The organism is Kordiimonas laminariae (assembly GCF_023008165.1).
GTDB classification, from domain to species: domain Bacteria; phylum Pseudomonadota; class Alphaproteobacteria; order Sphingomonadales; family Kordiimonadaceae; genus Kordiimonas; species Kordiimonas laminariae.
Genome location: NZ_JAKQZA010000009.1, coordinates 14045 through 38980, shown reverse-complemented (window position 1 = coordinate 38980; position 24936 = coordinate 14045). Strand labels below are relative to the sequence as shown.

Here is a 24936-nt window from a genome sequence, read left to right as displayed (position 1 = left end):
CCAGCTCTGTTAAGAACTGACCTTTAATAATTTCTAGCTATGTCTCCGTTATTTCAGAATAGCTTTCATAAAACTATCCGCCTGCTCTCGCAGTAGCCTGGTACTTTCATCTAAACTCATTGCAGCGCCAGAGAGATCATTGGCATAATTGATCGTGCTTTCAGAAGTTTCACGTACATTCTGGATATCTGTAGATACAAGCTGTGTGCTTTGATAAGCTTCCTGAACATTCTGGCTGATTTCCATAGTAGCACTGGACTGTTCACTAGTCGCAGACGCAATCATACCAGAAATATCATTCAGTGAGGTTATTGATTTACTAATCCCCTCTACAGCATTAACGGCAGTGAGCGTACGTTCCTGAATAGATTGAACTTGCTGGCCAATTTCACCAGTTGCAGCTGCTGTTTGCTGAGCCAGAGATTTCACCTCACTGGCAACCACCGCGAAACCTTTACCAGCTTCACCCGCACGGGCAGCTTCAATCGTTGCATTAAGCGCAAGCAAGTTCGTTTGTTCAGCGATATCATTGATCAGGCTTACAACCTTACCAATTGTCTCTGAAGATTCCCTTAGTTCATTAATTGTACCGGAAGCAGAAGTTGCTTCCTGATGCGCTGTGGAGGCCTGCTCGGACGATGTGCCGACCTGGCGTGCTACTTCATTCACAGAAGCAGACATTTCTTCCACTGCAGATGCTACAGTTTGAACATTCATCGCAGCTTCGCTTGCGGCACCAGAAACACTTGCTGAACGATCTTGGGTATCCTGAGCACTTGCAAGCAAGGCATCCGCAGCAGATCGAGTTTGAGAAACAGCAGCTTGAATAGTTTCCACAACAGTAAGGATTGCTTCTTCAAAGCTCTTCGCAAGTTCATTTTTGCGGTTTGCATCTGTTTGCTCGGCAATCATCATATTTTCGCGGGCTTGATTGATAATTTCAGCTCCACGACCAAAAGCCCCCATCATGCCTTGCGGCAAAAATTGACGGTAATATTTCCCGTCAACTGCATGTTCAAGCGCAGCACCTGCTTCACGCACGAAAGCATCAGACATATCAAGCATATGGTTAATATCATTCAGAGCCGGAGATAAATCACCATATTCATCCCAATCAATGATACGGGCTTCGAAATTCCCTTTACCCGCGGATACTGCAACTTCTGAAACCGTGGCAAAAGCCTTTTTATATAGGGCAAGTTCAGCCTCAGCCGCTTCCAAGCGCTTTGCCATGCCGTCATTCACAGGTTCAGGCGTATTTGCTTTAAAGAAATTAAACATGTGCACCTCCTGCACCCCAAACGAATTCACTGTATGTCTGACCAGCGTGCGCCAAAGTATCTTCTAAGAGTTTATAGCTGGCAGCCAATCCATCAGTTCGGTTTTTATGACGTTTTTCTTCATCAAGAAGCGCCTTATAAATTGGTTTAATCGCTTCCAGGGCCACGGGCTTAGGCTTCCTGCGATTTGAATGATATCCAGAGATACGGCCCGCATGATCAAAGCTTGGTGTTACATGAGCAAAAACCCAATAATATTTACCCGTGAAAGACATATTCTTCACATAAGCAAACACCTCTTCGCCTGCTGCGATTTTATCCCAGAGAAGTTTAAAAACTGCGCGCGGCATATCTGGATGGCGGATAATGCTATGCGGTTGGCCGATTACATCGTTTGTCTGCATTTCAGCAACTTTACAGAAAACATCGTTTGCGTAGAGGATACGCCCTTTTGTATCTGTTTTTGAGACAATAATTTCGTGTTCACCGAAGGCGATTTCCTCGCCTGTCGGAACAATATTACGCTTTGTCATTTACGTTCCCCACAGAACTTTGTACCTACTATTTCATGCACAATACGCCGTGCATATATCGAGCGGTTGAGAGAATAGGCCCTGAAGGGTTAATTTTATGTTTACGCATTGAAATTACTATATAATTCAAGGTTGTATAAAAGCACGATTACTTCAGAAAACATAACCTTACCAGTTGGTTACCTTATGCGCTGCGACACGGCGCCGCATTCTTGATTAAACCTGTCTCCGCCGCCCATTGCTCCTTACCGAAAACTATGTGAATAGCTCTCACTATTGTGAGAAAGCCACACTTTTGGCGCTAATCGGCGATTTTAGAAAAAAAATTCAACACCGTTTAAAATGGCGGTTTCTTTAGTCTTTCCTTTTATCTGCTCCCTCGCTACCTAGTTGCAACTTTTCATGCGAATATGAAGCGGAACAAGACAATGAAGACAATTTTTGCAGCAGCACTTCTAAGCACAGCCCTTTCCCCAGTGGCTCTAGCTCAGGATTCAGAAGGCTGGGCAGGCAATGCAGATGTTAATGCTCTCGTTACATCCGGTAACACATCGCAGACTTCCTTTGGTCTGTCAGGTAAGGCAACATATGCATCAGGCCTTTTCCGTCACACAGTTGGCGGTTATTATGATTTCAACAAAAGCAGTGGTGAAACAGACCGCGAGCGTTTTGGTGCAGACTATAACCTTGCGTATGATTTCTCAGAAAAGCTATTTTTCACAGCAACCGTTGCTTATGACAATGACAAGTTTGGTTCATTCCGTCAGCGTTTTTCAGCTAATGCCGGTCTGGGTTACAAAGCCATCACCGAGAAAAACTTTGACCTTACTCTAGAAGCTGCACCAAGTGTTATCTTTACACTGAACCTTTCTGGCGAAGATTACGTAACAGATTATGCAGCTCTTGGCCGCAGTACACTGAACTGGAAAATCACAGATACAACAACTTTCAAAAACATCACCGAGATCAACCTTGGTGGTCGTACACTGATTGAAAACAAATCTGCAATTCAGTTTAAAATTACCAAAGCACTATCCAGCAAGCTATCCTACGATATTCGCTATGATAATGACGCCCCAGCAGATCGCCGGAAAACAGATACTATTTTCCGCGCAGGCCTAAGCTACGGTTTCTAGGAAAAGATACAAAAAGATCATTAAAGCCTGCACACCTTTTGTGCGGGCTTTTTTTATGCAAAAAGCAAGAAACATTATGCTCTGCAATATAATTGAAACATAATTCCTTAATGTCACTGTCAAACCAATGATGCGTGATACGCTGTTGCTATATGTGGGAATTAGCATGTCTTCTAAATTATTTATGTCTGTAGCTTTCTGTGCACTTATCGCAGCGTGCACACCTGAAGCGCCAAAAGAAGAAACAACCGATGTCATCAGTATTCCAGTTTCAGGTGAAAGCACACCGTCTGCTGGTACCGCCCTGTCGGCTGTTCTTTGGGAAAATAGTGAGCAACCTAAACAATCCCTCATGTTTGCGGCTGTTGATGATGCCATTGAAATGTACGAAGCAAACGGAAAACGTAAGTTTCGGGCCAGTGGTCGTGCCTATACCGCGATAGACATTATCAAAGGTTATGAAGAAGGCCGAGACCTTATCATCAGCTTGGACGGCCAGTACAACAGGGTTCACACGTATGATGTCAATCCACAAGCAGGCAACCTGAAGCCCACCAATTTCAGTACCATCGAAAGCAACAGGCGAATAGAGAATATCTGCTCCTACAAAAGCACCAAAGACGGTAATAGCTATGTCTATACCCTTGGTGAAGATGGTTTCATTGAACACTGGCAGCTTGCAAAACAGAAATATGATGTCCTCACAGGCACCTTAGTTCGCACCCTGAAGGTAAGCACAGAGCCTAAATTCTGTGTCATCGATCCAATGACAGAAACTCTATACGTTGCAGAAGAAGAAATTGGAATCTGGGCATTTGATGCAACACCTGAAGGTTCTACCGCCCCAAGTTTTGTAGATGTGGTGAAATTTGGCAATCTTTCAGAAGAAGTGGCTGGCCTGGCCCTTTCACGGCCTGACGATGGTACTGCTATTCTCCTTGCCTCCAATGTGGTAGATAACACCCTCAATGCCTATGACATCAATAATGATCATAATTTCCTAGGTGCTATTGCACTAACGAGTACAGAAACGGTTGATGCCGTGGAAGCAGCTCAGGGTCTGTTTGCCTCTACCTTCCTTGATACTCTCGTTGTGGCTGATGATGATAACGGAGAAGATCGTACAAACTTTAAGTTCGCTAAACTAAGTGATATCCATTCAGCCTTTTCTAAGAAAACAGAACTCATCCAAAACCCAATCTCCGCCACCAGCAATATTGCTACTGTAACAGCCAATGTAGAAACTGCTCCGGTTGAGCACGGCGGTGATGCCGCTGATGACCCCGCCATTTGGGTGCATCCAAGCAATCCTGCTCTCAGCCTCGTTATAGGTACAAACAAGCAAGGTGGCCTTTATAGCTACACACTGGACGGAAAAGTACACCAGTACCTGGCAGACGGTAAAATGAACAACGTAGACATTCGCTACGGCTTTGATTTGAATGGTGAAAAAGCAACTATTTTAGCTGCCAGCAACCGCACAAATCGCTCGATTGCTCTATACCGAATGAATGAAGAAACTGGTATGCTATCAGATATAGCGGATGGCCCTCAACCAACGCGGATGGAAGACCCATACGGGCTTTGCATGTATCAAAGTACAGAAACTGGCAAAACCTATGTATTTATCAATGAAAAAGAAGGCATGGTGCGTCAGTGGGAGCTCGAAGCTTCAGAAAATGGAAAGATTGCTACAAAACAGGTGCGCGAATTTAACGTTGGCTCAACCGCCGAAGGCTGTGTAGCTGACGATGATAATGGTATCCTCTTCCAAGCCGAAGAAGATGTTGCTCTATGGGCTTACGGGGCGGAACCAGACGCAGGCGATGCCCGCACTGAAGCCACCAGTATCGCAAGCAACAAAGCCTTAAAGGATGACCTAGAAGGCGTCTCTATCTATTACGGCACAAATGGGGATGGATATCTCATTCAATCCAGTCAGGGTAACAACAGCTATGCAGTGTTTGATCGTAAGGCGCCCTACACATATCGCGGCAGCTACAGCGTTATTGGCGATATAGTTTCAGGAATTGATGGATCGTCTGAGACAGACGGTCTTGATGTTATCAGTACGCCTCTTGGCGAAGCATTCCCACATGGCCTGTTCATCGCACAAGATGGTCGGAATGTGATGCCTGCTGAAAAGCAAAATTTCAAACTGGTTGATTTTAAAAAAATCGCTGAAGCCCTGAATCTTGAGTTAGACTCAGGTTGGTCACCTCGCCGATAAAAGAAAAGCCCTGCCATTTATCAGCCGGGCTTTTTTATTTAAAAACGGAATTGATAGTTAATCTGCAACAAGTTTTCCCGCTGGCTGATTGGTGTATTCTCAAAACCACCTGCACGATCAGAGCTGGTATAAAGGTATTCTGCGGAAACAATATGATGCTTCGACGCGCGATATTTAATCGCAGTGGTCAATGCCCAACCATCTTCTGCAAGTGGTGGCGTAGTTGCAATGGTTGATGGATCATTCTGATCAAAAAATTCAATCCGACTAGCGAGCTGAACACGACCAAATTCTTTCGCTACAAGTAAAGAGCCTGTTGTAAAATTCGTACCAAAGAAGGAGCCTTCATCCTCTGTCGGCTGTACCTTGGTTTCACCAAACTGGAACTGCCCAATAATTGTCCAGTCATCAGGCAGTTCTGGCTTCGCAGTTATATTGATAAAGCGTGCTTCCCACAAACGCCCTTCCGAGCCTACCTGTCGGCTATTTGCCCTGTTATCATAACCGTACAAACGAATCTCACCAAGACCGGGCCTAGTCAGGTTCACGCCAAGTGCAAAGCCAGGTCTGGCATCAGTTTCCACAAATGGGCGATTAACTCTGTCTGATCGCACACCTTCAATATCCGCAATTGGCAGATCACCTAAAAGCCCGATCTTGCTATCATTCAAGGTAAAGCCACGGAAGCCTAGAGCGTCACCCGCTCTATCGTTGCCGCCGAAGATAGTTGCCTGTATCTCAGCATTAAGGGTTTCCCCCTTATATTCTGCCGTAAATTCTGCACCAATTGGCCTGATTTCTTCTGCAATCCATGTATTCGCCGCAGAATTGGTGATGGTATATTTATTACCCCAAGCCAAACCTTCATTTTCAAAACTCACCGGAGGAAAGAAAGCCCCTGCGCGTACGCTATATTGCCACTGCCTCAACTGAACGGGCTTATAGCGAAGGTAAACTTCTACAATATCAACTTCTGACGATTGGTCAGGGTTATGTTGAATATGACCGTGAAGTGTAAAGCCATCTCCAAACTTAAGGCGACCGACTAAAGCGATTTCAGCTATTCGGAAACGTTCGTTACCGTTTTCACCATCCCCGCCATACCGGAGTTTACCGAAGCCACCATCGAAAATTGATCTCTCACTATCTGCAAAAGAAAGTCTGGCATTTACCAACCCATGTAAACTTGCGTCAATATCACTTTGCGCTTGCACAGAAACTGTGCCCCCGACAACGCATAGAGTGACCAAAGAAAGGTATCTTGAAGAAATTTCGCGTTTCATTGTTCCCACCGAGCATTATTTTTCTCAATTCTTAACAACCAGCAATAATTTCTTCTAATCATTGATGATAAAGAAAGCGTGAACCTCTTAGAGTATCCCAAAATGCAACTATTGCTGCATATTGCGACACCTGATTGCATTTCGCAAAAGTAGCATTTTTTCAACAAATGCGAAACTTATACTAAAAACACAATAAATACATATGGTTATAAAAATACACTCAAAAATGGCACACTTGCACACCTTTTGCAGAGTATAAAGTGAACAATCAGCAGAGTGCGATGGGCACTATACTTGAGTAGAGAGTCAACTGAAACCAACCGTAGGGCCGTATTCCAAGGTTTCAGTTGGCTTCTCAACACCGGAGAATAAAGAAAGAGAATATAAACAATTAGCCATAGTGAAAGATCAAGCAGTGAAATCCCACCCACCAGGGAAAGCAGCCATCCCCCACCACACCAACTGCGCCACCGCTTGGTCTTTCGCTACCTCCCTAAATTATGTTCTGAGTTCCATACTTTCAGCTCGCTACCGATTACGTTGTCCCCCACGCCATTTTCAATTCCGGTAGCGAGCTTTTTTATTTTCTAGTCCCCCCTACCCTTGACTAATGTATGGTCGGCGCGCACCATTCAGCGAACGCAGCAAATTTAACTGGCCTTATGTTTTCAAAATTCTTAAAAAAAACCACTCCTACGGCATCGCCATTGGATAAGAAGGTTACTGAGCTTTATATCCAACATGAACTAGCTGATATAGGCTTTGAAGCAAAACCCGGCATCGCGCAGGAGACATTGGTTGCCGTGCTGATTAAATACGGGGAGCTGTTATCACAAACAAGGCAAACGGCTTTGGCGTGTAGACAGTTTGAATTGGCGGCAGATCTTACAGAAAAGCCGCTGCATGTATGGCATCAGTTTTGTTCTGCACTCCTTGCTCAAGGCGAATTTGAGATACTAGAACAAACCTGTCAGCATATTTTGGAAACTTACCCAGAAGATCACAATTCTCATGCAACGATCGCGGCTCTTATAGAAAAGAACGACGGCATCAAACCAGCTCAGTGGTATATGAAAAGTTTTCTCAGACGGTGCGGCGAAAACTTTATCCCTGCGTCTGGCCTTGAAAAGCCTGCAGGAAAGCTTCTAATCACCTACGGGTATGAGAACACCAGATATGTTATTGGCAGGCGTAACAACGGCGATTTTAAGCGCGTGCGTAAAGGTGGACATTATATGCTTGATCATCTTCTGGAGGATCAAAAATATGATACCAATCATTATACCATCCTGGATGAAAACATCCTGAAGGATAAAACCGCTCCGTCAAGGCCCTTTAACTTGATACTGAATGATATTGCCGACCCAGATTTAGAGCTGCGCTCTCTGGAAACACTAGAAACCTTTCTTGAGGAACACCCAAGTATCCCTGTTATCAACGCTCCCCATATGGTCAAAGAAACGACCCGGGACAGCAACTACAGACGCTTGAATGAAGTCCCTGGTGTAAGATTTGCAAAAACAGAACGTATTGATGTCAGAAAAAGCGATATTAAAAAAGATGTAGCCCAAATTGCCGAAACTATTCTGGCACTTGGCTATAGCTTTCCCTTCATTATTCGCCAAACAGGTACACATACTGCTGTCTCAACAGAGCTTCTTCAAGATAAAGGTGCCCTTGAAGCTTATCTATTAGCCCTTCAAGAAGATGCCACGCTTTACGCCATTGAATATATAGAAAACAAATCTGATGAAGGGCATTACTCCAAAATCCGTTTCTTCTGTATTGATGGCACGCTTTACCCTGTTGTTTATCACACAGATCAGGTTTGGAATGTTCACGGTAGCAACCGAAAAACTTTCATGAAATCTTATGACTGGATGTTGGAACGGGAACAAAAGTTTCTAAACAACCCACCTTCAGTTATTGGCGAGGAAATCTATAACCGTATTAAAGCTCTCCAAGATATTGTGCAGCTTGATTTCTGGGGTTTAGACCTCACGCTGATGCCTAATGGTGACATTCTTATCTTTGAACTTAACCCCGCAATGCGCCACAGCTTTGATCACGCTAAAACCTTCCACTATATGGTGCCTCATATGCAGGCGATCAAAGATGCCTTTGGCCGTATGGTAGAACGCAAACTGGTTGAAAAAACGGCCGTCTAACGCCCATAAAAAAAGGCCCCGGCATTGCCGAGGCCTTTAAGGCTAAGTGAAAGATTTAATTAGCTCGTAGCTGTAGCTGCACTTTCAGGCAGGTCAGCTTTTATCTTTTCCACAGTAGCTACCGCTTGTGTAAGCGCTAAACGGCGATCTTTGAACCAGTTCTCATCAGGGATAAGTGGAGCAACCTCAAGGCCGTGCAACACTTTATCTACATCTTCATTAACACCAGAAACGAACAGTGTTTTTCCAAGAGCAGATGCGTCTTCCACAATTGTTTCCACTGCTTTCGCTGCCGATAGATCAAGGAAAGGCACACGTTCAAAATCAAGGATAAGAACCTTAGCGTTCCCGTTGGCTTTCTCACGCACATGGTGACCAAGATCAGCAGCAGCACCAAAGCTTAATGGGCCACCGAAGTCAAACAGTGTTACTGCACCATTTGAGCTCGCAAGTAGCGCACGTTCTTCATCACTTTCAATTTCGCGCTCTGTAACATTCAGGCGCTTAAGCTGTTCTTCCGAAAGCTGTTTGATGAAAGCAAGAGCCGCAAGAACAACACCCACAGCAACAGCCGTGATAAGGTCTACAAACACTGTCAGGCCAAGTACGAGAGCCATAAGGATAAGGTCCCAGCGTGGGCCGCGGTGTGCACGTTTCAGGTAGCTCCAGTCGATAATATCGTTACCAACTTTAATCAGGATACCAGCAAGAGCAGCATGCGGAATAAGCGAAGCAAACGGCGCAAGAACAAGGGCAACCGCAAGCAGGATCAAACCATGAACCATGCCTGAGATTTTGAACTGACCACCGGAACGGATGTTAATCACTGTACGCATTGTTGCACCAGCACCCGGTACACCACCGAACAGACCAGCAACAGAGTTACCAATACCCTGACCAATAAGTTCTTGATCTGAGTTGTGGCGAGTACGGGTCATGTTATCTGCAACAAGAGACGTTAGAAGACTGTCGATCGCGCCAAGAAGAGCCAGAAGGAAAGCTGCTTCAAGAACGATTAGGATAGATTCACGCTCGAACGCAGGCAGGATGAAAGACGGAAGGCCCGTTGGTACATCACCAAGAATTGGTGCGCCAGAGAACAGAACGCTGATGATAGTTGCAATAACCAGCGCAGCAAGCGGTGCTGGAACAAATTTCCCAAGGTTCTTCGGCCATGTGAAAACAATAGCCAAAGTGATCACGCCAATTGCAAGGGCAATCATATTTGGATCAGCAACGGCACCAGGAATTGCTTCAAGAGCGCCAATCGTGCCACTGGTTTCAGGTTCATGACCAAACAAGCGTGAGGTTTGCAATGCGATAATAATCACACCAATACCACTCATAAACCCAGATACCACTGGATATGGGACTAAGCGGATAAGTTGCCCCACCTTCATAATACCAAAAGCAATCTGGAGCAAACCAGCGAGTACCACCGCGGAGAACACAAGCGCTGGGTTACCGCCAAGTGTTGCGTAAACACCAGCGAATACAACAACCATCGGGCCTGTTGGGCCAGAAATCTGGCTACCAGTACCACCAAATAGAGCAGCTAAGAAACCAACAATAATAGCGCCGTAAAGACCTGCAATTGGTCCAGCGCCTGATGCCTCACCAAAGGCGAGAGCAAGAGGAAGCGCAACGATACCGGCGGTTAGACCGCCCATAACATCGCCGCGCAGATTAGATGTATTGATAAAACTCATCGTTTAATCCTTTGCGCAATGCTTATTCAGCAGCCACCGCAGCTTGCTGCGATAGAAGCTCGAAAGAGCCTGAATTTTCGTTGTGAGCGTAGATAGAACCTTCACCGATATCATAAACCCAACCGTGCAGGCGGAGTTTACCAGCAGCCATAGCTTCAGCTACATATGGGTGTGTTTTCAAATGTTGAAGCTGCAGAACAACGTTTTGTTCAATCACTTCGCGAAGAAGTTCTGGGTTTTCAGCGTCAGGCTTGTTTGCCTTCGCAACTTTAACCGCTGCATCAGAGTGCGTAAGCCAGCCACATACATGTGGAAGTGCTGTAAGCGCCTCAGTGTTCATTGCGCCTTTCATAGCACCACAATCAGTATGGCCACACACAACAATCTCTTTAATGCCAAGAGCTGCCACCGCATATTCAATTGATGCTGTATTGCTTTCACCACCCGCAGCGTATGCCGGAACAATATTCCCTGCATTACGACAAATGAAAAGATCGCCAGGATTTGTTTGCGTAATCATAGCAGGATCAATCCGGCTATCCGCACATGTTACCATCAATACTTCAGGGCTTTGGCCTGTCGCTAACTCACTAAACAGTCCATTATGTTCTGGGAAAACTTCGTTTTTAAACTTCAAAACGCCGTCTACAATCTTTTCCATGTCTACCTCATAATTTTACAACTAGGGTTCTTTGGCCCATTTATAAAATGTTACTTCATACCATTTTCGGTATTTAGGTTGAGGGCGATGTAAAAACAATTAGCTATTTTAGCGAATATACGATAGACAAATACTATCACCTAAACTTAAGGCCCAAAAGCGATGAACGTTGGTCAACCCACCATCAAACAGTTGAAATACCTACACTGTGTTGTGATGACGAAGAGTTTTCGGCAAGCTGCGCTCACGTTAGGGGTATCACAACCTACTATCACCGCACAGATTGCAGCACTCGAAGAAAACCTCGGCCTAACACTGCTTGAGCGCTCCAGAACGGGGGCCCTACCTACAGCTGCAGCTCGCTCCATGCTACCTCATATCGAGGCGCTGCTTGATGAAGTTAAGTCTATCCGCGATGTTGCGCGCTTTTCACTGGATAGCGGCGCAGGTATTCACCGCCTAGGCGTACCACCAACTTTGGGCCCATATTTCCTGCCAGATGTGATTCCAGATATTCACGCAGCTTACCCAACGCTTCGCTTATATGTGCGCGAAGAACCCCCACGAGATCTTGAAAACGGTTTACTTGACGGCCGATTTGACCTGATTCTCACCACACTACCAATGGAGGTCACGGGGCTTACCGCTGAACCTTTGTTTAGGGAACCCTTTAAGTTATGTGCAGCCCCAGACCATGAATTGGTTCAACGAAAGATAGTCCGAGCAGGCGATATCGCTAACGAAAGGCTGCTTGCTATTGAAGAAAGACACCGTTTGTTCGAACAAATGCAAGCTCTGGCGAATAAATATGGCGCACGAATCATGCGCGATTACGAAGGTACAAGTCTTGATACAGTACGGCAGATGATTGGTACAGGTATCGGGCTAGCCTTCCTCCCTTCGCTTTATGTACGGTCTGAGATTGATCCAAGAAGCGATGTATCGGTTTTGAAGCTGAATGAATCTCCAACAGACCGAGAAGTTGTTCTGGCTTGGCGTCCAAGCGCAGCGCAACGAAACCTATATAAAGAACTTGCGTCCTTTATCAGGTCTCTTTGTAGCACTAAATTGAACGATTATCTGGAAGTATCCCAACCTTAAAACTACTCAGGAGGTGTGAAGGTTTGACGCTGTACCTGGAAGGCTTGCCTTGCAGCTTGCAATACGGCACCAATACCAGCTGAATGCATCCTGCCCCGCACAGTCACCATCTGAATTTCACGGGTAAAAGGTAATCCAGGAATAGGCCTAACAGCCAGATCAGGTAGGAATACAGCGGATTCAGCCATCAAAGACATGCCAATGCCGTCCCTTATCATTGACTGAATCCAATCATCTCTATCACTAGAGAATATCCGGTCCAGATGAATATCCTTCTCCAGAAGGAAATTTCCTTCCTGCACAGAAAACTCACATCCAGTACGTTCGATACAGGGCAAGCCATCCAGATCGTCCAGATCTACAAAACTTCGTGCTGCGAGAGGATGCTCTTGATGAAGAACGGCCATAACCTTTTCTTGATAAAGCGGCACAGCGTGGAAACGTTCGTCAAAGCCTTTAGGACGCCCGCAGATAGCAAGGTCTAGCTTGCCGTCATTCAGCATTTCCTGTAGTGCGCGTGCATTCCCGTTAGTGATTGAAACTTCAACACCAGCAAATAACTCTCTGATCTTTGCGATAAGAGAGATCAACCGTTCTGGCCCAATCGTACACATAAGCCCAACAGACACCGGTGTTTTTTCCAGCGCCTTATATTTTCGAGCGACTTCAACCAAATTCCCTGCATTGGTTTCAATCTCTTCAAAATACGGCAGTACCAATTTACCAAGTTCAGTAAGGTGCGAGTTCCCTCGTTCCCTCCTAAACAAAAGGCCACCTAATTGGGATTCAATGGAGCCAATAGTTCTGCTAACTGTCGGTTGGCTCACATTTAATATCTCAGCGGCCCGAGAAAAGTTCAGCTCTTGTGCCAACACTAAAAAAGTTCTGACTTGCTCAACATCCATACAAATTTGCCCTCGCAACTGGTTCCCCCTTTGCAAATATATCATTTCATCTTGTTCAGATAAACGCTGGATTTTATTCTCACCGCGTCTGCTTCAATAGAATTAGCGTCATAATGTAAGCAGGTACTCAATCAATACCCGCCGCGTAGGCGCTTCGGAAATATTACGCCTGAATAGCACCGCCATTTTATTCCCAGGAACAAATCCACTTACATCTCTTAGATGCATATCAAGTGTATTTTCATCCCAACTGAAATCTGCTGCTTTCATCGCTTTCGAATAACGGTAGCCTTCAGCAGATCCTGCCTTTCTGCCTGCAAGCCCAGCTAAAGATGGGCCAACTTTATGCTTACCTTTAACCGTTGAGTGGCAAGCCTTGCACTGCCCGAAAATTCTCTCACCCAGAGCTAATCGCTCTGCACTTTCTTTTGCTCGAGACATGGCCCCCGTCATTGCATCCATTTCCTTTTTAGCAAGCGGCGAGAAGTTTTTCACACTTTCACCAAGTGCCGGGTAGCCATACACATAAACCCAATCATTCTGTTTTGCAGGAACATGACATCCAAGGCAGTCATCACGGTAGCCAGTTGCTACCTGATTTTTAGTATCATTACCTTGAAACAGAGCCCACCCCCAACCATCGCCCCAAAGGGCATTATTGGAAAACCTTCCAACACTATCTTTGATCATCACAAATCGTACAGCGTTTTTTTCGGCCCAATAAGCATTGCCAGTGGTATGTTCAGCATTCGAAGCCGAGACAACATCCTTAACCAACACCGTACCATCAGGAAATTTGCCTGTGGCAATGTAAGCTTCAGCAGCACCTTCAGAGGCATAGACATTATGAAGAGAACTTTCGCCTCGTTCTTCTCCAATCACTGCCCAGCTTCCAAGGTGCTGCCATGATTTAAAACCATAAGGGAAACTGATGTTCCCCTTATGGTCGACAAAGGGAGAAAATGTAGGGGTAGCCGTGTGATTGGAAGGCATCGATGTGGTTTGAGAGGTCCCATAGGAATGTGCCAATCCGGCTAACGCAAAAACGCAACCAAACCCAATCATCGAAATCAGTCTGACAGACTTCATTCTCACGGTTTTTCTCCTTTTGTCAGGGACACGTAGTTATTTCTTTTTCACGTCACGCAGAACCGGATAATATTGGGTAAACACCCAATCATCCGCTGCGCTTGCTTCATGACAGGCATTACAGCTGTCTGTTGGAAATGCTTTTGCTTTTTCTGCATAAGGTGGCGCATGGTGGCCGAAGCTAAAATAAGCCCATCCACCCGGCTCATCCTTAAATCGCTTATTATCTTTTACGGTTAGCTCAAGGCCTGTAAACTCACCTTGAAAATATCCTCTGCCGCTTACTTCCTGAGAGGAACCATCTTCAAAGTTACCATTTTCACTTTTACGGATCATGGTGAGTTCTTTGGCAATCTGCGTACCTTCTGGCCACGCACCGTGCTTTTGGTAATAAGCAAAAGCTTTAGGTTCCACATATACATTGTGAAATTCAGGAAATGGTGCCTCACCACCATTCAGCGCATTTGGGGTAAGTGGTGTTCCAACATAAACCCACTCACGCCAATTCTTCGGGGCATAAACTTCGCCTGTATCAGCAAACTTGGCCAAACTATCTTTTGGAAGCGTATCGGAGTAGGCATAAAGACCACTCCCCATAACAGCGGCAATCGTAACTACCGTACCTACGGTTTTTAAAAACGGTTTCATCCTTACCCCTTTCCTAAAATTCACGGCATGTTCTTTTAAACAGCTTTAATAATTTCGGAGAAAAGGACGACGAAGTCCATATAGGCCAGAACAGAGTTTTTGTTGCTCAACCTCAGCTATAATTTTAATTAAGCTGTTATAATAATTAGTATTTTTTGAATAACACGATCGTGAAAAAGGCTATACCAAAAGTGTATAGTGTTTATTCTTGGAGTAGACTTGACGCCACTCTACATGCTCTTTTGGTCAACTGAGAAAGTAATATGTAAAAAGAATATGTGTTTTTATAGCCAACAAAAAAGCCCCAACCCAATAGGTTGAGGCTTTATAAATTTAGGCGCCTTACGGCAACTCTATTTAGTTATGACGTAGAGCTGGTTTCGCAAGTGGTGGTGCGAACTTGGTAAGGTTAATACCGTCCACCGCAGCTTTATATTCATCCATGTTTGGCGTACGGCCAAGGATAGTTGAAAGCACTACAACAGGCGTTGAAGCAAGAAGGGATTCACCTTTCTTCTCTTCAGAATCTTCCACCACACGGCCTTGGAACAGGCGTGTAGAAGTAGCCATCACAGTATCACCCTTGGCAGCTTTTTCCTGGTTACCCATACATAGGTTACAGCCAGGACGTTCCAGGTAGAGAATGTTTTCATATTCGGTACGTGCGTTATTCTTTGGTGCATCATCATCGAATTCAAAACCAGCATACTTCTGAAGAACAGCCCAGTCGCCCTCTTCCTTCAGCTCATCAACGATGTTGTAGGTTGGAGGAGCAACCACAAGCGGCGCGCTAAATTTAACTTCGCCCTCTTTCTCTAGGTTCTTCAGCATCTGCGCAATAATTTTCATATCGCCCTTATGCACCATACAAGAACCAACGAAGCCAAGATCAACCTTCTTATCGCCGCCATAGTATGAAACCGGGCGGATTGTATCGTGTGTGTAACGCTTCGATACATCTGCATTGTTTACATCAGGGTCAGCGATCATTGGTTCTGCAACTTCATCCAGATCTACAGTAACCTCAGCAAAGTATTTCGCATCTGCATCTGGTGTTAGTGCTGGGCGGCTACCGGACTTGATCTCTTCAATACGGTTGTCTGCAATATCGATAAGGCCCTGAAGCGTTTTCGCCTCATTTTCCATGCCTTTATCAATCATGATTTGAATACGGCTTTTAGCAATTTCAAGCGATTCAATAAGTGTTGCATCTTCTGAAATACAGATAGACGCTTTCGCTTTCATTTCCGCTGTCCAGTCAGTAAAGGTGAAGGCTTGGTCAGCTAGTAGCGTGCCAATGTGTACTTCGATCACACGGCCCTGGAATACGTTTTCGCCGAACTTCTTCAACATCTGCGCTTGTGTTGCATGCACAACATCCCGGAAATCCATGTAATCTGGCATAGTACCTTTGAAAGTAACCTTCACAGATTCAGGGATCGGCATTGTTGCTTCACCTGTCGCAAGCGCAAGAGCTACTGTGCCCGAATCTGCACCGAATGCCACGCCTTTAGACATACGTGTGTGGCTATCGCCACCAATAATGACAGACCAATCATCCACTGTAATGTCATTCAGTACTTTGTGGATCACGTCTGTCATCGCGTGATATTCGCCTTTAGGGTCACGTGCTGTGATAAGGCCAAATTTATTCATGAAGCTCATGAGCTTTGGAATGTTGCGCTGTGCTTTCACATCCCAAACAGAAGCAGTGTGACAACCAGATTGGTAAGCACCATCAACTTTCGGCGAAATAACTGTCGCCGCCATCGCTTCCAGTTCCTGCGATGTCATCAGGCCTGTTGTATCCTGTGAACCAACAATATTCACCTTCACACGCACATCTGAACCTGCATGCAGATCAGCGTCTGAAGATACGCCAACAGCGTTTCTGTTGAAGATTTTCTCAACCGCTGTCAGGCCTTGGCCTTCATTTGAAATTTCTTTAGATGCTGCGAACACAGCTGGCATATCAACATCCAGTGTTGTCGCCGCAAAGCTCTGTAGTTTCTTACCGAATACAATCGCGTAAGAACCGCCAGCTTTGATAAACTCAACCTTCTGCGGTGTAAGCGAAGAAGAAATATCAACAAGCTCTTCACCAGCTTCATTATATAGCTTCTGCGTTTTGGTATTGATGGTTAGAACTGTACCGTTATCAACAGAATACGTTTGCTCAAGAACCGGATCACCATTACCGTCTAGAACAGTATTGCCATCTGCATCTTGCTTCTTCACCCAGTTTTTCAGATCAATACCAATACCGCCTGTCACACCAACTGTTGTCAGGAAGATTGGGGAAATACCGTTTGTACCGCCAACAATTGGAGCAATGTTTACAAACGGAACATATGGGCTTGCCTTCTTACCAGTCCAAAGTGCAACGTTGTTTACACCCGACATACGAGATGAACCCACACCCATTGTACCTTTTTCCGCAACAAGCATTACGCGTGCATCTGGGTGTTGTTTTTGAAGTTCCTGAATTTCAACCTGCGCTGCTTCAGAAATCATGCACTTACCGTGTAGTTCACGGTCAGAACGTGAGTGTGCCTGATTACCTGGGGAAAGAAGGTCAGTAGAAACATCGCCTTCCGCGGTAATATAAGTAACAACCTTAATTTCTTCTTCGATATCAGGAAGCTTTGTAAAAAATTCCGCTTTCGCATAGCTTTCCAGAATATCTTTCGCAACTGCATTACCTTCGGCGTGAGCTGCTGCCAGGCGGTCTGTGTCAGCTTCATAAAGGAAAACCTGAGTTTTCAAAACATCTGCAGCTTGTGCCGCAATAGCTGCATCAGCACCCAGCGCCAGATCAAGCAGAACTTCAACAGATGGGCCACCTTTCATGTGTGAAAGAAGCTCAAACGCAAACTCTGTTGAAATTTCTTCAACAGTAGCATCACCAAGAATAAGCTCTTTCAGGAATGCCGCTTTTGCACCAGCCGCGCTCGTTGTACCCGGCAGAGTGTTATAGATGAAAAACTCAAGGGAAGCTTTTCTGTGTTCATTTGAAGTATCTTTAATCTGAGAGATAAGTTCATTTACTAGGGCAGCGTCTTCAATCGGCTTTGGATTTAGGCCCTGTAATTTTCTGGTTTCGATCTCATCAAGGTATTCTGTGTACAAACTCATGGCTATCCTGACAAACAAGTATTGAGTGGAACTTGAAACTCGGCTCGCAGAGGGGCCTGACGAACCGGATATAAGCGGTTTGCGCGCATAGTATTTCAACAGTCGCTGAGTTGCAAGATAGTTCAATCTGTTTCCTGTCAAGGGTAGCAACCATAAAACACAGGAATATCACCGTTCCCGTCACAAAATGAGAGTGACCTAACGAAAACAACATCAAACAGAAGAAATGTTTTGTGAACCGTTCAACATTACCAGCGTAAAGAAAATAACTGTAAAAACGTGATTTGCTAAAAGGAAATAATTCGTGAGCTATATTAGGCCGTTGAGCGTTCTGACCTTTTGTCTAGCCCTTTCACCCTCAACCAATCTTTTAGCAAGTGACAACCATCTTAAAGCCGAAACTTGTAAGAGCACTTCACCTGTAAATACATATGATGTCTACCGTAAAAACAAGAAAATCGGCTCACACATGATTTGTTTCAAACAAAATGGTGCCGAACTATCCGTATTTGCTGAAACACAAATGAAGGTTAAGTTTCTTTTTATCACCGCTTACAAATACACATATCAATCTCATGAAACATGGGTGGATGGTAAACTCAAGTCCGTTAATACACGTGTAAACGACAACGGCAAAAAATCAGCGACCAGTGCTGTTGATGAAAGCACAAATGGCGAAACCCTCGAAAATGCTATCAATATTCCTTATGCGTTTTACACAACTAATCACTGGAATTCATCCGCGGTTATGCAACCCAGCCTATTCAACACGATAACTGGTGAATTAAACAAAATCTCTGTCGCTGATCGCATATGGAGCAAAGAATTCATTGAATATTCAATCGTCGGCGAACTCAATATTAACACCCGCTATGACGATGATAAAAATTGGATAGGTATGACCTTCAAACACTCAGACGGTAGTAAAATAGAATTTAGGTGTGTGGACTGTAGAAACACCCCAAGGATTAAAGTATCATGATTATTTGGATTACAGGAGCCAGCACGGGTATTGGAAGATCCCTCGCCTTAAAATACTGCGAAAACGGGGCGAGCGTTTTCGCAACAGCCCGTTCTGCGAACAAACTAAAACAGCTTGAAAAAGACGCAGAGAATTTAAAAGGTTCCCTGTATATCTTCTCCGCTGATGTCACAAATCAATCGGATATAGAACAAGCCTATGTTTGGCTGGTTCAACATCTTGGCACCCCCGACAAAGTTATCCTGAACGCCGGTACTTATTTCCCGACACCTGCAGCAACGTTAAACGCCGAAGAACACGGAAAAATTATGGATGTGAACTATATGGGTGTACTGAATTGTATGGAAACTATCCTGCCAACGATGCGCGAAAATAAGGCTGGTCAAATTGCCATCGTTGCAAGTGTGGCCGGTTATCGGGGTCTTCCGAACGCGAGCGCTTATTCGGCTTCAAAGGCTGCATTGATAGCTTTTTCAGAATCTCTTAAAGAAGACCTTAAATCCGATGATATTGACCTTAAACTAATCAATCCAGGTTTTGTCAAAACGCCACTTACTGATCAAAATGATTTTTCAATGCCATTCCTGATGCATGTAGAAGATGCAGTAGAAACAATTATCAATGGGCTGGAGAAGAAGGCTTTTGAAATCGCCTTCCCTACTCCGTTTGCACTAATCATGAAATTATTGAATATTTTGCCGAATTGGGCTTACTTCGCTGTAGCTAGAAAGATAGTGCGCTAACTGTGCTTCTTCCTTTGTAAAAGTAAGGAACACAGTACCAATCTTAAATCCCCAGCGGTAAACCGTCGCTTTGTTTAAAAGTGTGCCATCTGGCTGCAAAAACATCCAATCATCGAACTTTACTTTCCAGATGCTATCGCCCACTTTCAAATTGAATTTATATTTCCAATTGAAGGCATTCCCTGAAATCATCCCTTCTGCAACACCGATTGTTTGTTGTGTAGTACCCGAGTATGTCGCTGGTCCGGTTTTTTGAATGTCCCATTGGCGGAATTCGGTCGAACCATCGAGATATTGAAAATCTTCTTTTAAGGTTAGGGTTTTCCCATCCCAGTTTCCTGTAATATCCACAGTAAATTGGGTCCGGACATTCCCAAATCTATCTTCAAATAATCCGACGGCTTTAGTGCTACCCTGGAAATACTCCTCGAGTACAAAATCTGGTTGGTTGCTTTTAAAATCTTGCACATTCATGTTTGCCCCACACGCAGATAACCAAAGAATTAGGCTTGTTAGCCCGAAAATACGAAGACCGCGCATATTGCGTGCTCCCACTTGTTTTCATTGGTTTTTCTACGACTTTAGCGTTGTACTAGATCACGATCTTTTATGGTAAATGGAGCCGTATCAAGCAGCCTAACGGTAGGTAATTTTATCAAGGTAGGAAGCCCCGCATACAGACATGCGACAGCAAAGGCATATGCTGAACCATATAGAAAAGAACTCAAAACCTCAAGCACACCAAATGCCAACAGAATGGCAACAGCAAAGGCGATTTTTGATATCACGCCCCAAATAGCAAAGTGTAGCGCAGCAAACCGCGAGCCATATTTCTTGCTATAAAGCTCAGATGCATCAGCCAACATTGAAGGGCCAAGAAGTAACTCAGCAGCAAGAGCAAAACCTGTAAGAAAGCAAACAATAGCAAAACCGGTAACATCGCCTGGGGACATGAAAATAGCAGTTGGGAATATGATACTCACGGCCAACATACCAACGGCCATAACCTTATGTTTCAGGTATGTTTTAGCAACCCGGAAAAAGAATGGCATACCTAGTACCGCAGCTATAAAATAGATAAAAATCACAAACGCCTGCTCAGTATCACTTCCTTCCAAAACTTCTGTCACATAGACTGGAAACAGTGCTGCAGGTACAGCACTTGCCGTAGCGGTTAAAAACCAAACCAAACACAAACGTCTGGTAAAAGGTACCTGAAGAATATTTTTTATATCCTCATAGGAAACACTGCTATTCGCTGCATCAAACTTGGGAGTTGGTACTAAGTACCACACGCCTAAAAAGGCTATCAAACCAACAGGAAACGCAATAGTAGTTATGTTTTCAAGTGCTGCACCTTCCATAAGGAATGGTAAGGAAATCGCAAACAAGGTTCCCAAAAGTGAGAACACTTCTCGGAACATTACATACCGTGTATTTTCTGCATAACTTTTCGCTAAATCCGCAGCAAGCGCCATGTAAGGCACCATCACCATTGTCCAACCAATATATAAAATTGCAGACCAGGCCCCTAGATAAATTACAGAAATAACCTCTGGTGGGCGTGTAATATAGAAAAGTGCGAGAGCAGCAATCGTCGCTCCAAAAACCATCCAACCTTGCCTGCGTTTATTTAACAGACTGAAGCGATCACTCAAATATCCAACAATTGGATCGCTTATAACATCAATCAATCGAGACAGAAAAAGAGCAATCCCCACCGCAATGTAACCCAACTGCTTATCTTCAGCATAATAGGCCGGGAGATACACTGCGAACGGAACCAATGGAAAGGAAGTTACAAACGCCGGAGACCCATACGCGACCAGTGTTAAGAAACCATACTTTTGCCTTTTCATTGGCTCAGCCAATGACGTATTGCTTAACACTTATTGTGTTTTGTAAAAAACCAGCTTCACAATAAGCGAGATAAAAGAGCCACATCCTGACAAAACGATCATCAAACCCTTGCCCTTTTACTGCAGGTAGCTGCTCTAAAAAACTGTCTCGCCAGCATGCAAGAGTACGGGCATAGTCAAGACCAAAATCAAACTCATCGTGCACTTTCATTTGCGCACTACCAGTTTGTGTTTTAAATACTTTATCTGAAGGTAACATGCCGCCCGGGAAAATGTGTTTCTGAATAAAGTCAGCGCCTTTTCTATATGTTTCAAAGCGCTGATCATCGATGGTTATTACCTGAATACCAGCCTTACCATCCGGTTGCAGGAGTGACTTTATCTTCTCGAAATACTGTGGCCAGAAAGCTTCGCCTACTGCTTCCAACATCTCAATTGATACAATTTTGTCGTATTGCCCTTGTACATCTCTGTAGTCCGTAAGAGAGAAGGAAGCGTTTTCACCGCCCGGCGCATTAGCCAAGCGCTGTTCAGCAAACGCAAGCTGCTCCTTTGACAAAGTTATACAATCAATTTCACAGCCAATTTCAGAAACCGCATATTCAGCAAAACCACCCCAACCACAGCCTATTTCAAGAACTCTATCACCTGACTGTATGTTTAACTCTCTCGCCAGTCTCGCATATTTTTCTTTCTGTGCTGCCTCAAGGGATTGTTGATCATCTTTGAAAATGGCCGCAGAATACGACATGGTTTTATCAAGCCAAAGTTTGTAAAAATCATTCCCTAAATCATAGTGATAAGAGATATTTCTTCGGCTACCGGCTTTGGTGTTTCGGTTCAATAAGTGCCTTAGTTTGTTAAGAAATTTAACACCTTTAAAGGACGGTAATTTACTTTCCAGAGCTTCCATATTCACTGCAAGTAAACTCAAAAGGTACGTCAGATCGTCAGAAGACCACTCGCCCTCTGTAAAGCCTTCCCCTAACCCCAAAGCACCACTACTCATTGCTCTGTTAATTGCTGACCAGGAATGAATGTGCATTTGAGCTACCTTTGAAAAAGTAGGATCATTAGATACACCTACAAAGGTGATCATCGCACCAGAAGGAAATATTACTTCCAGCTGACCTGTATGGATTTTAGAAAGTATCGACGCGAAGAATCTTTCTCGCCATTCAAGTTTTTGCTCAGCGGTGTGATTTACGAGTGATCCATCCATAAAAGCCTCTGCGTTTAACTATCTTCAGCCAGAGAATATTGCTTATCAGGCGCACTTGGCTTTTTGAAAAAAGGAATGCCTTTGAACCAAATCTTCGCCGCCTCATAATGAATGGCGATTGTGGTTTTGAGCGTCACGAAAGGTATACGGATTAAGGCTTTAAACAGATTGGCCGCAGAGATTTTTTTTCTATCAGCTTGTAAATGAGCTGTCAGAAGACACGTCCCTGCCTTTATATACTGAATACCAAAAGAGAGAGAACTTAGAGAGAGCTTTTGATGGAATTTGTATGACCCTTCCACCTGAAAAAAAGGCGAAACATGAAGCTCTTTATCTGCGCTGTGTGGGCTTACCAATCCCGACCGATCATTAAGTGAGACTGCACTGCCATATGTAATGCGTTCGCCAAACGTATTGTGAACCTCGTAAAAAATCGCAACAAGCTCTTCACAGTTACTCAAGCAATAATAGGTCGTTATCGGGTTAAAACTGTAACCAAACACCCGAGGCATTGTTAACATATAAATTTTGTCGATGGGCTTTCGTAGCGTTAATTTTTCACTCTCTTTCAACAACTGCTCTTTTAAACCAACATTGCTTTCGTGCCCATAATCCTGCTTCCAGACTGATAGAATATTAGTCCGATTATAAGATAATATCTTTGACACTGTTTCTTTTTTATCAAGCTGATCTACATCCACCATCAAATAAAAAATCGGATACCGAAAAGCATGTTTTTTAACATGCCGTCTTTTATGCCAGACATGACCAAGGAAAAGCCCTTCTTCGAATAAGCTAGCCATTAGGTCGCCTCTTCATGCAAAGGGATTAGATTGGGAAGGCCAATTCGTTTATTTTGATCCTTACAAGACCAAGGCCTTCTACAACCACTGATCATTTCGGCCACCGCCAAACCAGATTGGATACCATCTTCATGGAAACCATCACCGAGATATGCTCCGGCAAGCCATATATTATCGTGTCCTTGCGAAGACCAGACATCACCCTTTGCCGCCAGAGCAGCTTGATCAAACACTGGGTGGTCATATTCAAATGTCCCATAAGTTAAATCAGGATCGATTGGCCTGTCTGGATTCAGAGTTACAATAACAGGGGTTTTAACAGGTAGATCTTGTAATTGGTTCATCCAGTAAGAGATTGCAGGCCTTTGAGTGTGAGCTCCTGTTCTTCCGATGTAATTCCAGCTTGCCCAAGCTTTTTTGCGCTTCGGCATTAACGATAAATCACTATGAAGAACAACAGTATTTTCTGAATAACGAAGAGGTCTCAACAAATCTTGAAAATGATCAAAGCCCTTCAAAAGGTTGCGAGCCTGATCAGAATGGCAGGCCAGAACTACCTGATCAAATATCTCTGACTTTCCCTGAGAAAACACACATACCTTTCCGCCTTCCGATGTAACCTTTTCAACACCTGCGTTCAGCCGAATATCACTGATACCTGAAAGTTTCTTTTCAATGGCCCTTACATATGAAACGCTACCGTTCACAACTGTTCGCCAGACTGGTCGGTTAGTAATCCGGGTTAAGCCGTGATTATTAAAAAACTTCAGGAAAGACTTAGCGGGATACTTTAAAATATTACTATTATCACTTGACCATATAGCCGCTCCCATAGGGGCTAAATGCCCTTCAATGAACGCCTTGGAGTATTTTTCTCTTTCGAGTAACTCGCCTAGGGTTAGATCATTAAAAGCACTGTCTTCGGCATACCTATCAGATCGTCGGTAAAACTTTAGAATTCCCGATATCATCGACCAAAATTTAGGGAGTAAAACATTACTCGGCTGAGCTAGCAGCCCGCCTCCGTCCCCTCCAGCATATTCAAAATTACCATCATCAATAGAAGCTGAAAAAGACATGTCTGTCTCTCGTGTCTCAATGCCAAGATGGTCAAAAAAAGCTGTAAGGTTGGGGTAATTCTGCGGGTTAAAAACTATAAAACCTGTATCTACAGGAAATTTCACGCCGTCCACTGTTATCTCAACAGTATGCGTGTGCCCTCCTAGGTAATCGTTTGCTTCATACAGGGTTACATCATGCGATCTAGCTAGGTGCCAAGCTGCTGAAAGCCCGGAAATACCGGATCCAACAACAGCAATTCTATTCCCGACACCCTTCTGTGTTTCATGAGATTGTTCAGATTCCATCGAATAAATTTCCCGTTCGATCTTCTAGGAGGTTTTCCCCTCGTTCTTTCAAATCGTTACGGGCGAATGAATTAGTTAGATC

20 protein-coding genes are annotated in these 24936 nt (G+C 44.3%); 6 read left to right on the top strand and 14 right to left on the bottom strand.

What is annotated here, in order from left to right; genetic code table 11:
• Positions 1–48: 48 nt before the first annotated feature.
• Both MF542_RS17710 and MF542_RS15690 read right to left on the bottom strand, forming a co-directional pair.
• Positions 49–1281 (bottom strand): methyl-accepting chemotaxis protein, encoded by a 1233-nt coding sequence (locus MF542_RS17710; RefSeq protein ID WP_281501741.1) that lies wholly within the window; start codon positions 1279–1281, stop codon positions 49–51.
• On the bottom strand, positions 1274–1813 hold the full coding sequence (locus tag MF542_RS15690) for a PAS domain-containing protein (protein WP_247021182.1): 540 nt from the start codon (positions 1811–1813) through the stop codon (positions 1274–1276). Before MF542_RS15690 ends, MF542_RS17710 begins: the two co-directional genes overlap by 8 nt.
• 428 nt (positions 1814–2241) lie before the next feature.
• Here MF542_RS15690 and MF542_RS15685 point away from each other — a divergent pair, with 428 nt between their 5' ends.
• Positions 2242–2949 (top strand): DUF481 domain-containing protein, encoded by a 708-nt coding sequence (locus tag MF542_RS15685; protein ID WP_247021180.1) that lies wholly within the window; start codon positions 2242–2244, stop codon positions 2947–2949.
• Between the two features lie 166 nt (positions 2950–3115).
• Positions 3116–5179, top strand: coding sequence for a phytase (locus tag MF542_RS15680; RefSeq protein WP_247021178.1), 2064 nt, complete (start codon positions 3116–3118; stop codon positions 5177–5179).
• A 38-nt stretch (positions 5180–5217) separates the two neighbouring features.
• On the opposite strand, the gene MF542_RS15675 is transcribed toward MF542_RS15680, so the two are convergent.
• Positions 5218–6462, bottom strand: a complete 1245-nt coding sequence (locus tag MF542_RS15675) for an outer membrane beta-barrel protein (RefSeq protein ID WP_247021176.1) — start codon at positions 6460–6462, stop codon at positions 5218–5220.
• Between the two features lie 707 nt (positions 6463–7169).
• On the opposite strand from MF542_RS15675, the gene MF542_RS15670 reads away from it, so the two are divergent.
• Positions 7170–8630, top strand: a complete 1461-nt coding sequence (locus MF542_RS15670; RefSeq protein ID WP_247021175.1) for an ATP-grasp domain-containing protein — start codon at positions 7170–7172, stop codon at positions 8628–8630.
• A 59-nt stretch (positions 8631–8689) separates the two neighbouring features.
• On the opposite strand, the gene MF542_RS15665 is transcribed toward MF542_RS15670, so the two are convergent.
• Both MF542_RS15665 and MF542_RS15660 read right to left on the bottom strand, forming a co-directional pair.
• On the bottom strand, positions 8690–10339 hold the full coding sequence (locus tag MF542_RS15665) for a SulP family inorganic anion transporter (RefSeq protein ID WP_247021173.1): 1650 nt from the start codon (positions 10337–10339) through the stop codon (positions 8690–8692).
• A 22-nt stretch (positions 10340–10361) separates the two neighbouring features.
• A complete protein-coding gene (locus MF542_RS15660; protein ID WP_247021171.1) occupies positions 10362–11000 on the bottom strand; it encodes a carbonic anhydrase in 639 nt (212 codons plus the stop codon).
• Positions 11001–11162: 162 nt separating this feature from the next.
• Between MF542_RS15660 and MF542_RS15655 the strand changes: the two genes are divergently transcribed.
• On the top strand, positions 11163–12101 hold the full coding sequence (locus MF542_RS15655) for a hydrogen peroxide-inducible genes activator (RefSeq protein ID WP_247021169.1): 939 nt from the start codon (positions 11163–11165) through the stop codon (positions 12099–12101).
• Positions 12102–12103: 2 nt separating this feature from the next.
• Here MF542_RS15655 and MF542_RS15650 read toward each other — a convergent pair whose 3' ends face one another.
• The 4 genes from MF542_RS15650 to MF542_RS15635 all read right to left on the bottom strand — a co-directional run bounded on the left by MF542_RS15650 (position 12104) and on the right by MF542_RS15635 (position 17878).
• A complete protein-coding gene (locus tag MF542_RS15650) occupies positions 12104–13006 on the bottom strand; it encodes a LysR family transcriptional regulator (RefSeq protein ID WP_247021167.1) in 903 nt (300 codons plus the stop codon).
• Between the two features lie 108 nt (positions 13007–13114).
• Positions 13115–13999: a cytochrome P460 family protein gene (locus MF542_RS15645; protein WP_281501744.1), complete on the bottom strand. Its 885-nt coding sequence runs from the start codon at positions 13997–13999 to the stop codon at positions 13115–13117.
• Between the two features lie 132 nt (positions 14000–14131).
• Positions 14132–14743: a cytochrome P460 family protein gene (locus MF542_RS15640; RefSeq protein ID WP_247021163.1), complete on the bottom strand. Its 612-nt coding sequence runs from the start codon at positions 14741–14743 to the stop codon at positions 14132–14134.
• Between the two features lie 357 nt (positions 14744–15100).
• Positions 15101–17878: a bifunctional aconitate hydratase 2/2-methylisocitrate dehydratase gene (locus tag MF542_RS15635; RefSeq protein ID WP_247021161.1), complete on the bottom strand. Its 2778-nt coding sequence runs from the start codon at positions 17876–17878 to the stop codon at positions 15101–15103.
• Positions 17879–18182: 304 nt separating this feature from the next.
• Here MF542_RS15635 and MF542_RS15630 point away from each other — a divergent pair, with 304 nt between their 5' ends.
• Both MF542_RS15630 and MF542_RS15625 read left to right on the top strand, forming a co-directional pair.
• Positions 18183–18860 (top strand): DUF6134 family protein, encoded by a 678-nt coding sequence (locus tag MF542_RS15630; protein ID WP_247021159.1) that lies wholly within the window; start codon positions 18183–18185, stop codon positions 18858–18860.
• Positions 18857–19603 (top strand): SDR family NAD(P)-dependent oxidoreductase, encoded by a 747-nt coding sequence (locus tag MF542_RS15625; protein ID WP_247021157.1) that lies wholly within the window; start codon positions 18857–18859, stop codon positions 19601–19603. Before MF542_RS15630 ends, MF542_RS15625 begins: the two co-directional genes overlap by 4 nt.
• Here MF542_RS15625 and MF542_RS15620 read toward each other — a convergent pair.
• From MF542_RS15620 to MF542_RS15600, 5 genes are read right to left on the bottom strand one after another with little or no spacing between them, the layout of a single operon-like run.
• Positions 19544–20143, bottom strand: coding sequence for a DUF3833 domain-containing protein (locus tag MF542_RS15620; RefSeq protein ID WP_281501740.1), 600 nt, complete (start codon positions 20141–20143; stop codon positions 19544–19546). The genes MF542_RS15625 and MF542_RS15620 overlap by 60 nt on opposite strands.
• 41 nt (positions 20144–20184) lie before the next feature.
• Positions 20185–21462: an MFS transporter gene (locus MF542_RS15615; protein ID WP_247021153.1), complete on the bottom strand. Its 1278-nt coding sequence runs from the start codon at positions 21460–21462 to the stop codon at positions 20185–20187.
• A 4-nt stretch (positions 21463–21466) separates the two neighbouring features.
• Complete coding sequence (locus MF542_RS15610) at positions 21467–22684, bottom strand: SAM-dependent methyltransferase (RefSeq protein WP_247021151.1); 1218 nt, start codon at positions 22682–22684, stop codon at positions 21467–21469.
• A 14-nt stretch (positions 22685–22698) separates the two neighbouring features.
• Positions 22699–23487: a DUF1365 domain-containing protein gene (locus MF542_RS15605; protein ID WP_247021148.1), complete on the bottom strand. Its 789-nt coding sequence runs from the start codon at positions 23485–23487 to the stop codon at positions 22699–22701.
• A complete protein-coding gene (locus MF542_RS15600) occupies positions 23487–24854 on the bottom strand; it encodes an NAD(P)/FAD-dependent oxidoreductase (RefSeq protein WP_247021147.1) in 1368 nt (455 codons plus the stop codon). Before MF542_RS15600 ends, MF542_RS15605 begins: the two co-directional genes overlap by 1 nt.
• Positions 24855–24936: the final 82 nt, after the last annotated feature.

Bases quoted from the DNA above. Each gene is read 5' to 3' on its own strand.
- MF542_RS15660 (WP_247021171.1), bottom strand. From the start codon at position 11,000: ATGGAAAAGATTGTAGACGGCGTTTTGAAGTTTAAAAACGAAGTTTTC.
- MF542_RS15635 (WP_247021161.1), bottom strand. From the start codon at position 17,878: ATGAGTTTGTACACAGAATACCTTGATGAGATCGAAACCAGAAAATTA.
- MF542_RS15690 (WP_247021182.1), bottom strand. From the start codon at position 1,813: ATGACAAAGCGTAATATTGTTCCGACAGGCGAGGAAATCGCCTTCGGT.
- MF542_RS15625 (WP_247021157.1), top strand. From the start codon at position 18,857: ATGATTATTTGGATTACAGGAGCCAGCACGGGTATTGGAAGATCCCTC.
- MF542_RS15615 (WP_247021153.1), bottom strand. From the start codon at position 21,462: ATGAAAAGGCAAAAGTATGGTTTCTTAACACTGGTCGCGTATGGGTCT.
- MF542_RS15655 (WP_247021169.1), top strand. From the start codon at position 11,163: ATGAACGTTGGTCAACCCACCATCAAACAGTTGAAATACCTACACTGT.
- MF542_RS15610 (WP_247021151.1), bottom strand. From the start codon at position 22,684: ATGGATGGATCACTCGTAAATCACACCGCTGAGCAAAAACTTGAATGG.
- MF542_RS15640 (WP_247021163.1), bottom strand. From the start codon at position 14,743: ATGAAACCGTTTTTAAAAACCGTAGGTACGGTAGTTACGATTGCCGCT.
- MF542_RS15620 (WP_281501740.1), bottom strand. From the start codon at position 20,143: ATGCGCGGTCTTCGTATTTTCGGGCTAACAAGCCTAATTCTTTGGTTA.
- MF542_RS15665 (WP_247021173.1), bottom strand. From the start codon at position 10,339: ATGAGTTTTATCAATACATCTAATCTGCGCGGCGATGTTATGGGCGGT.
- MF542_RS15650 (WP_247021167.1), bottom strand. From the start codon at position 13,006: ATGGATGTTGAGCAAGTCAGAACTTTTTTAGTGTTGGCACAAGAGCTG.
- MF542_RS15680 (WP_247021178.1), top strand. From the start codon at position 3,116: ATGTCTTCTAAATTATTTATGTCTGTAGCTTTCTGTGCACTTATCGCA.
- MF542_RS15675 (WP_247021176.1), bottom strand. From the start codon at position 6,462: ATGAAACGCGAAATTTCTTCAAGATACCTTTCTTTGGTCACTCTATGC.
- MF542_RS15645 (WP_281501744.1), bottom strand. From the start codon at position 13,999: ATGCCTTCCAATCACACGGCTACCCCTACATTTTCTCCCTTTGTCGAC.
- MF542_RS15600 (WP_247021147.1), bottom strand. From the start codon at position 24,854: ATGGAATCTGAACAATCTCATGAAACACAGAAGGGTGTCGGGAATAGA.
- MF542_RS15685 (WP_247021180.1), top strand. From the start codon at position 2,242: ATGAAGACAATTTTTGCAGCAGCACTTCTAAGCACAGCCCTTTCCCCA.
- MF542_RS15605 (WP_247021148.1), bottom strand. From the start codon at position 23,487: ATGGCTAGCTTATTCGAAGAAGGGCTTTTCCTTGGTCATGTCTGGCAT.
- MF542_RS17710 (WP_281501741.1), bottom strand. From the start codon at position 1,281: ATGTTTAATTTCTTTAAAGCAAATACGCCTGAACCTGTGAATGACGGC.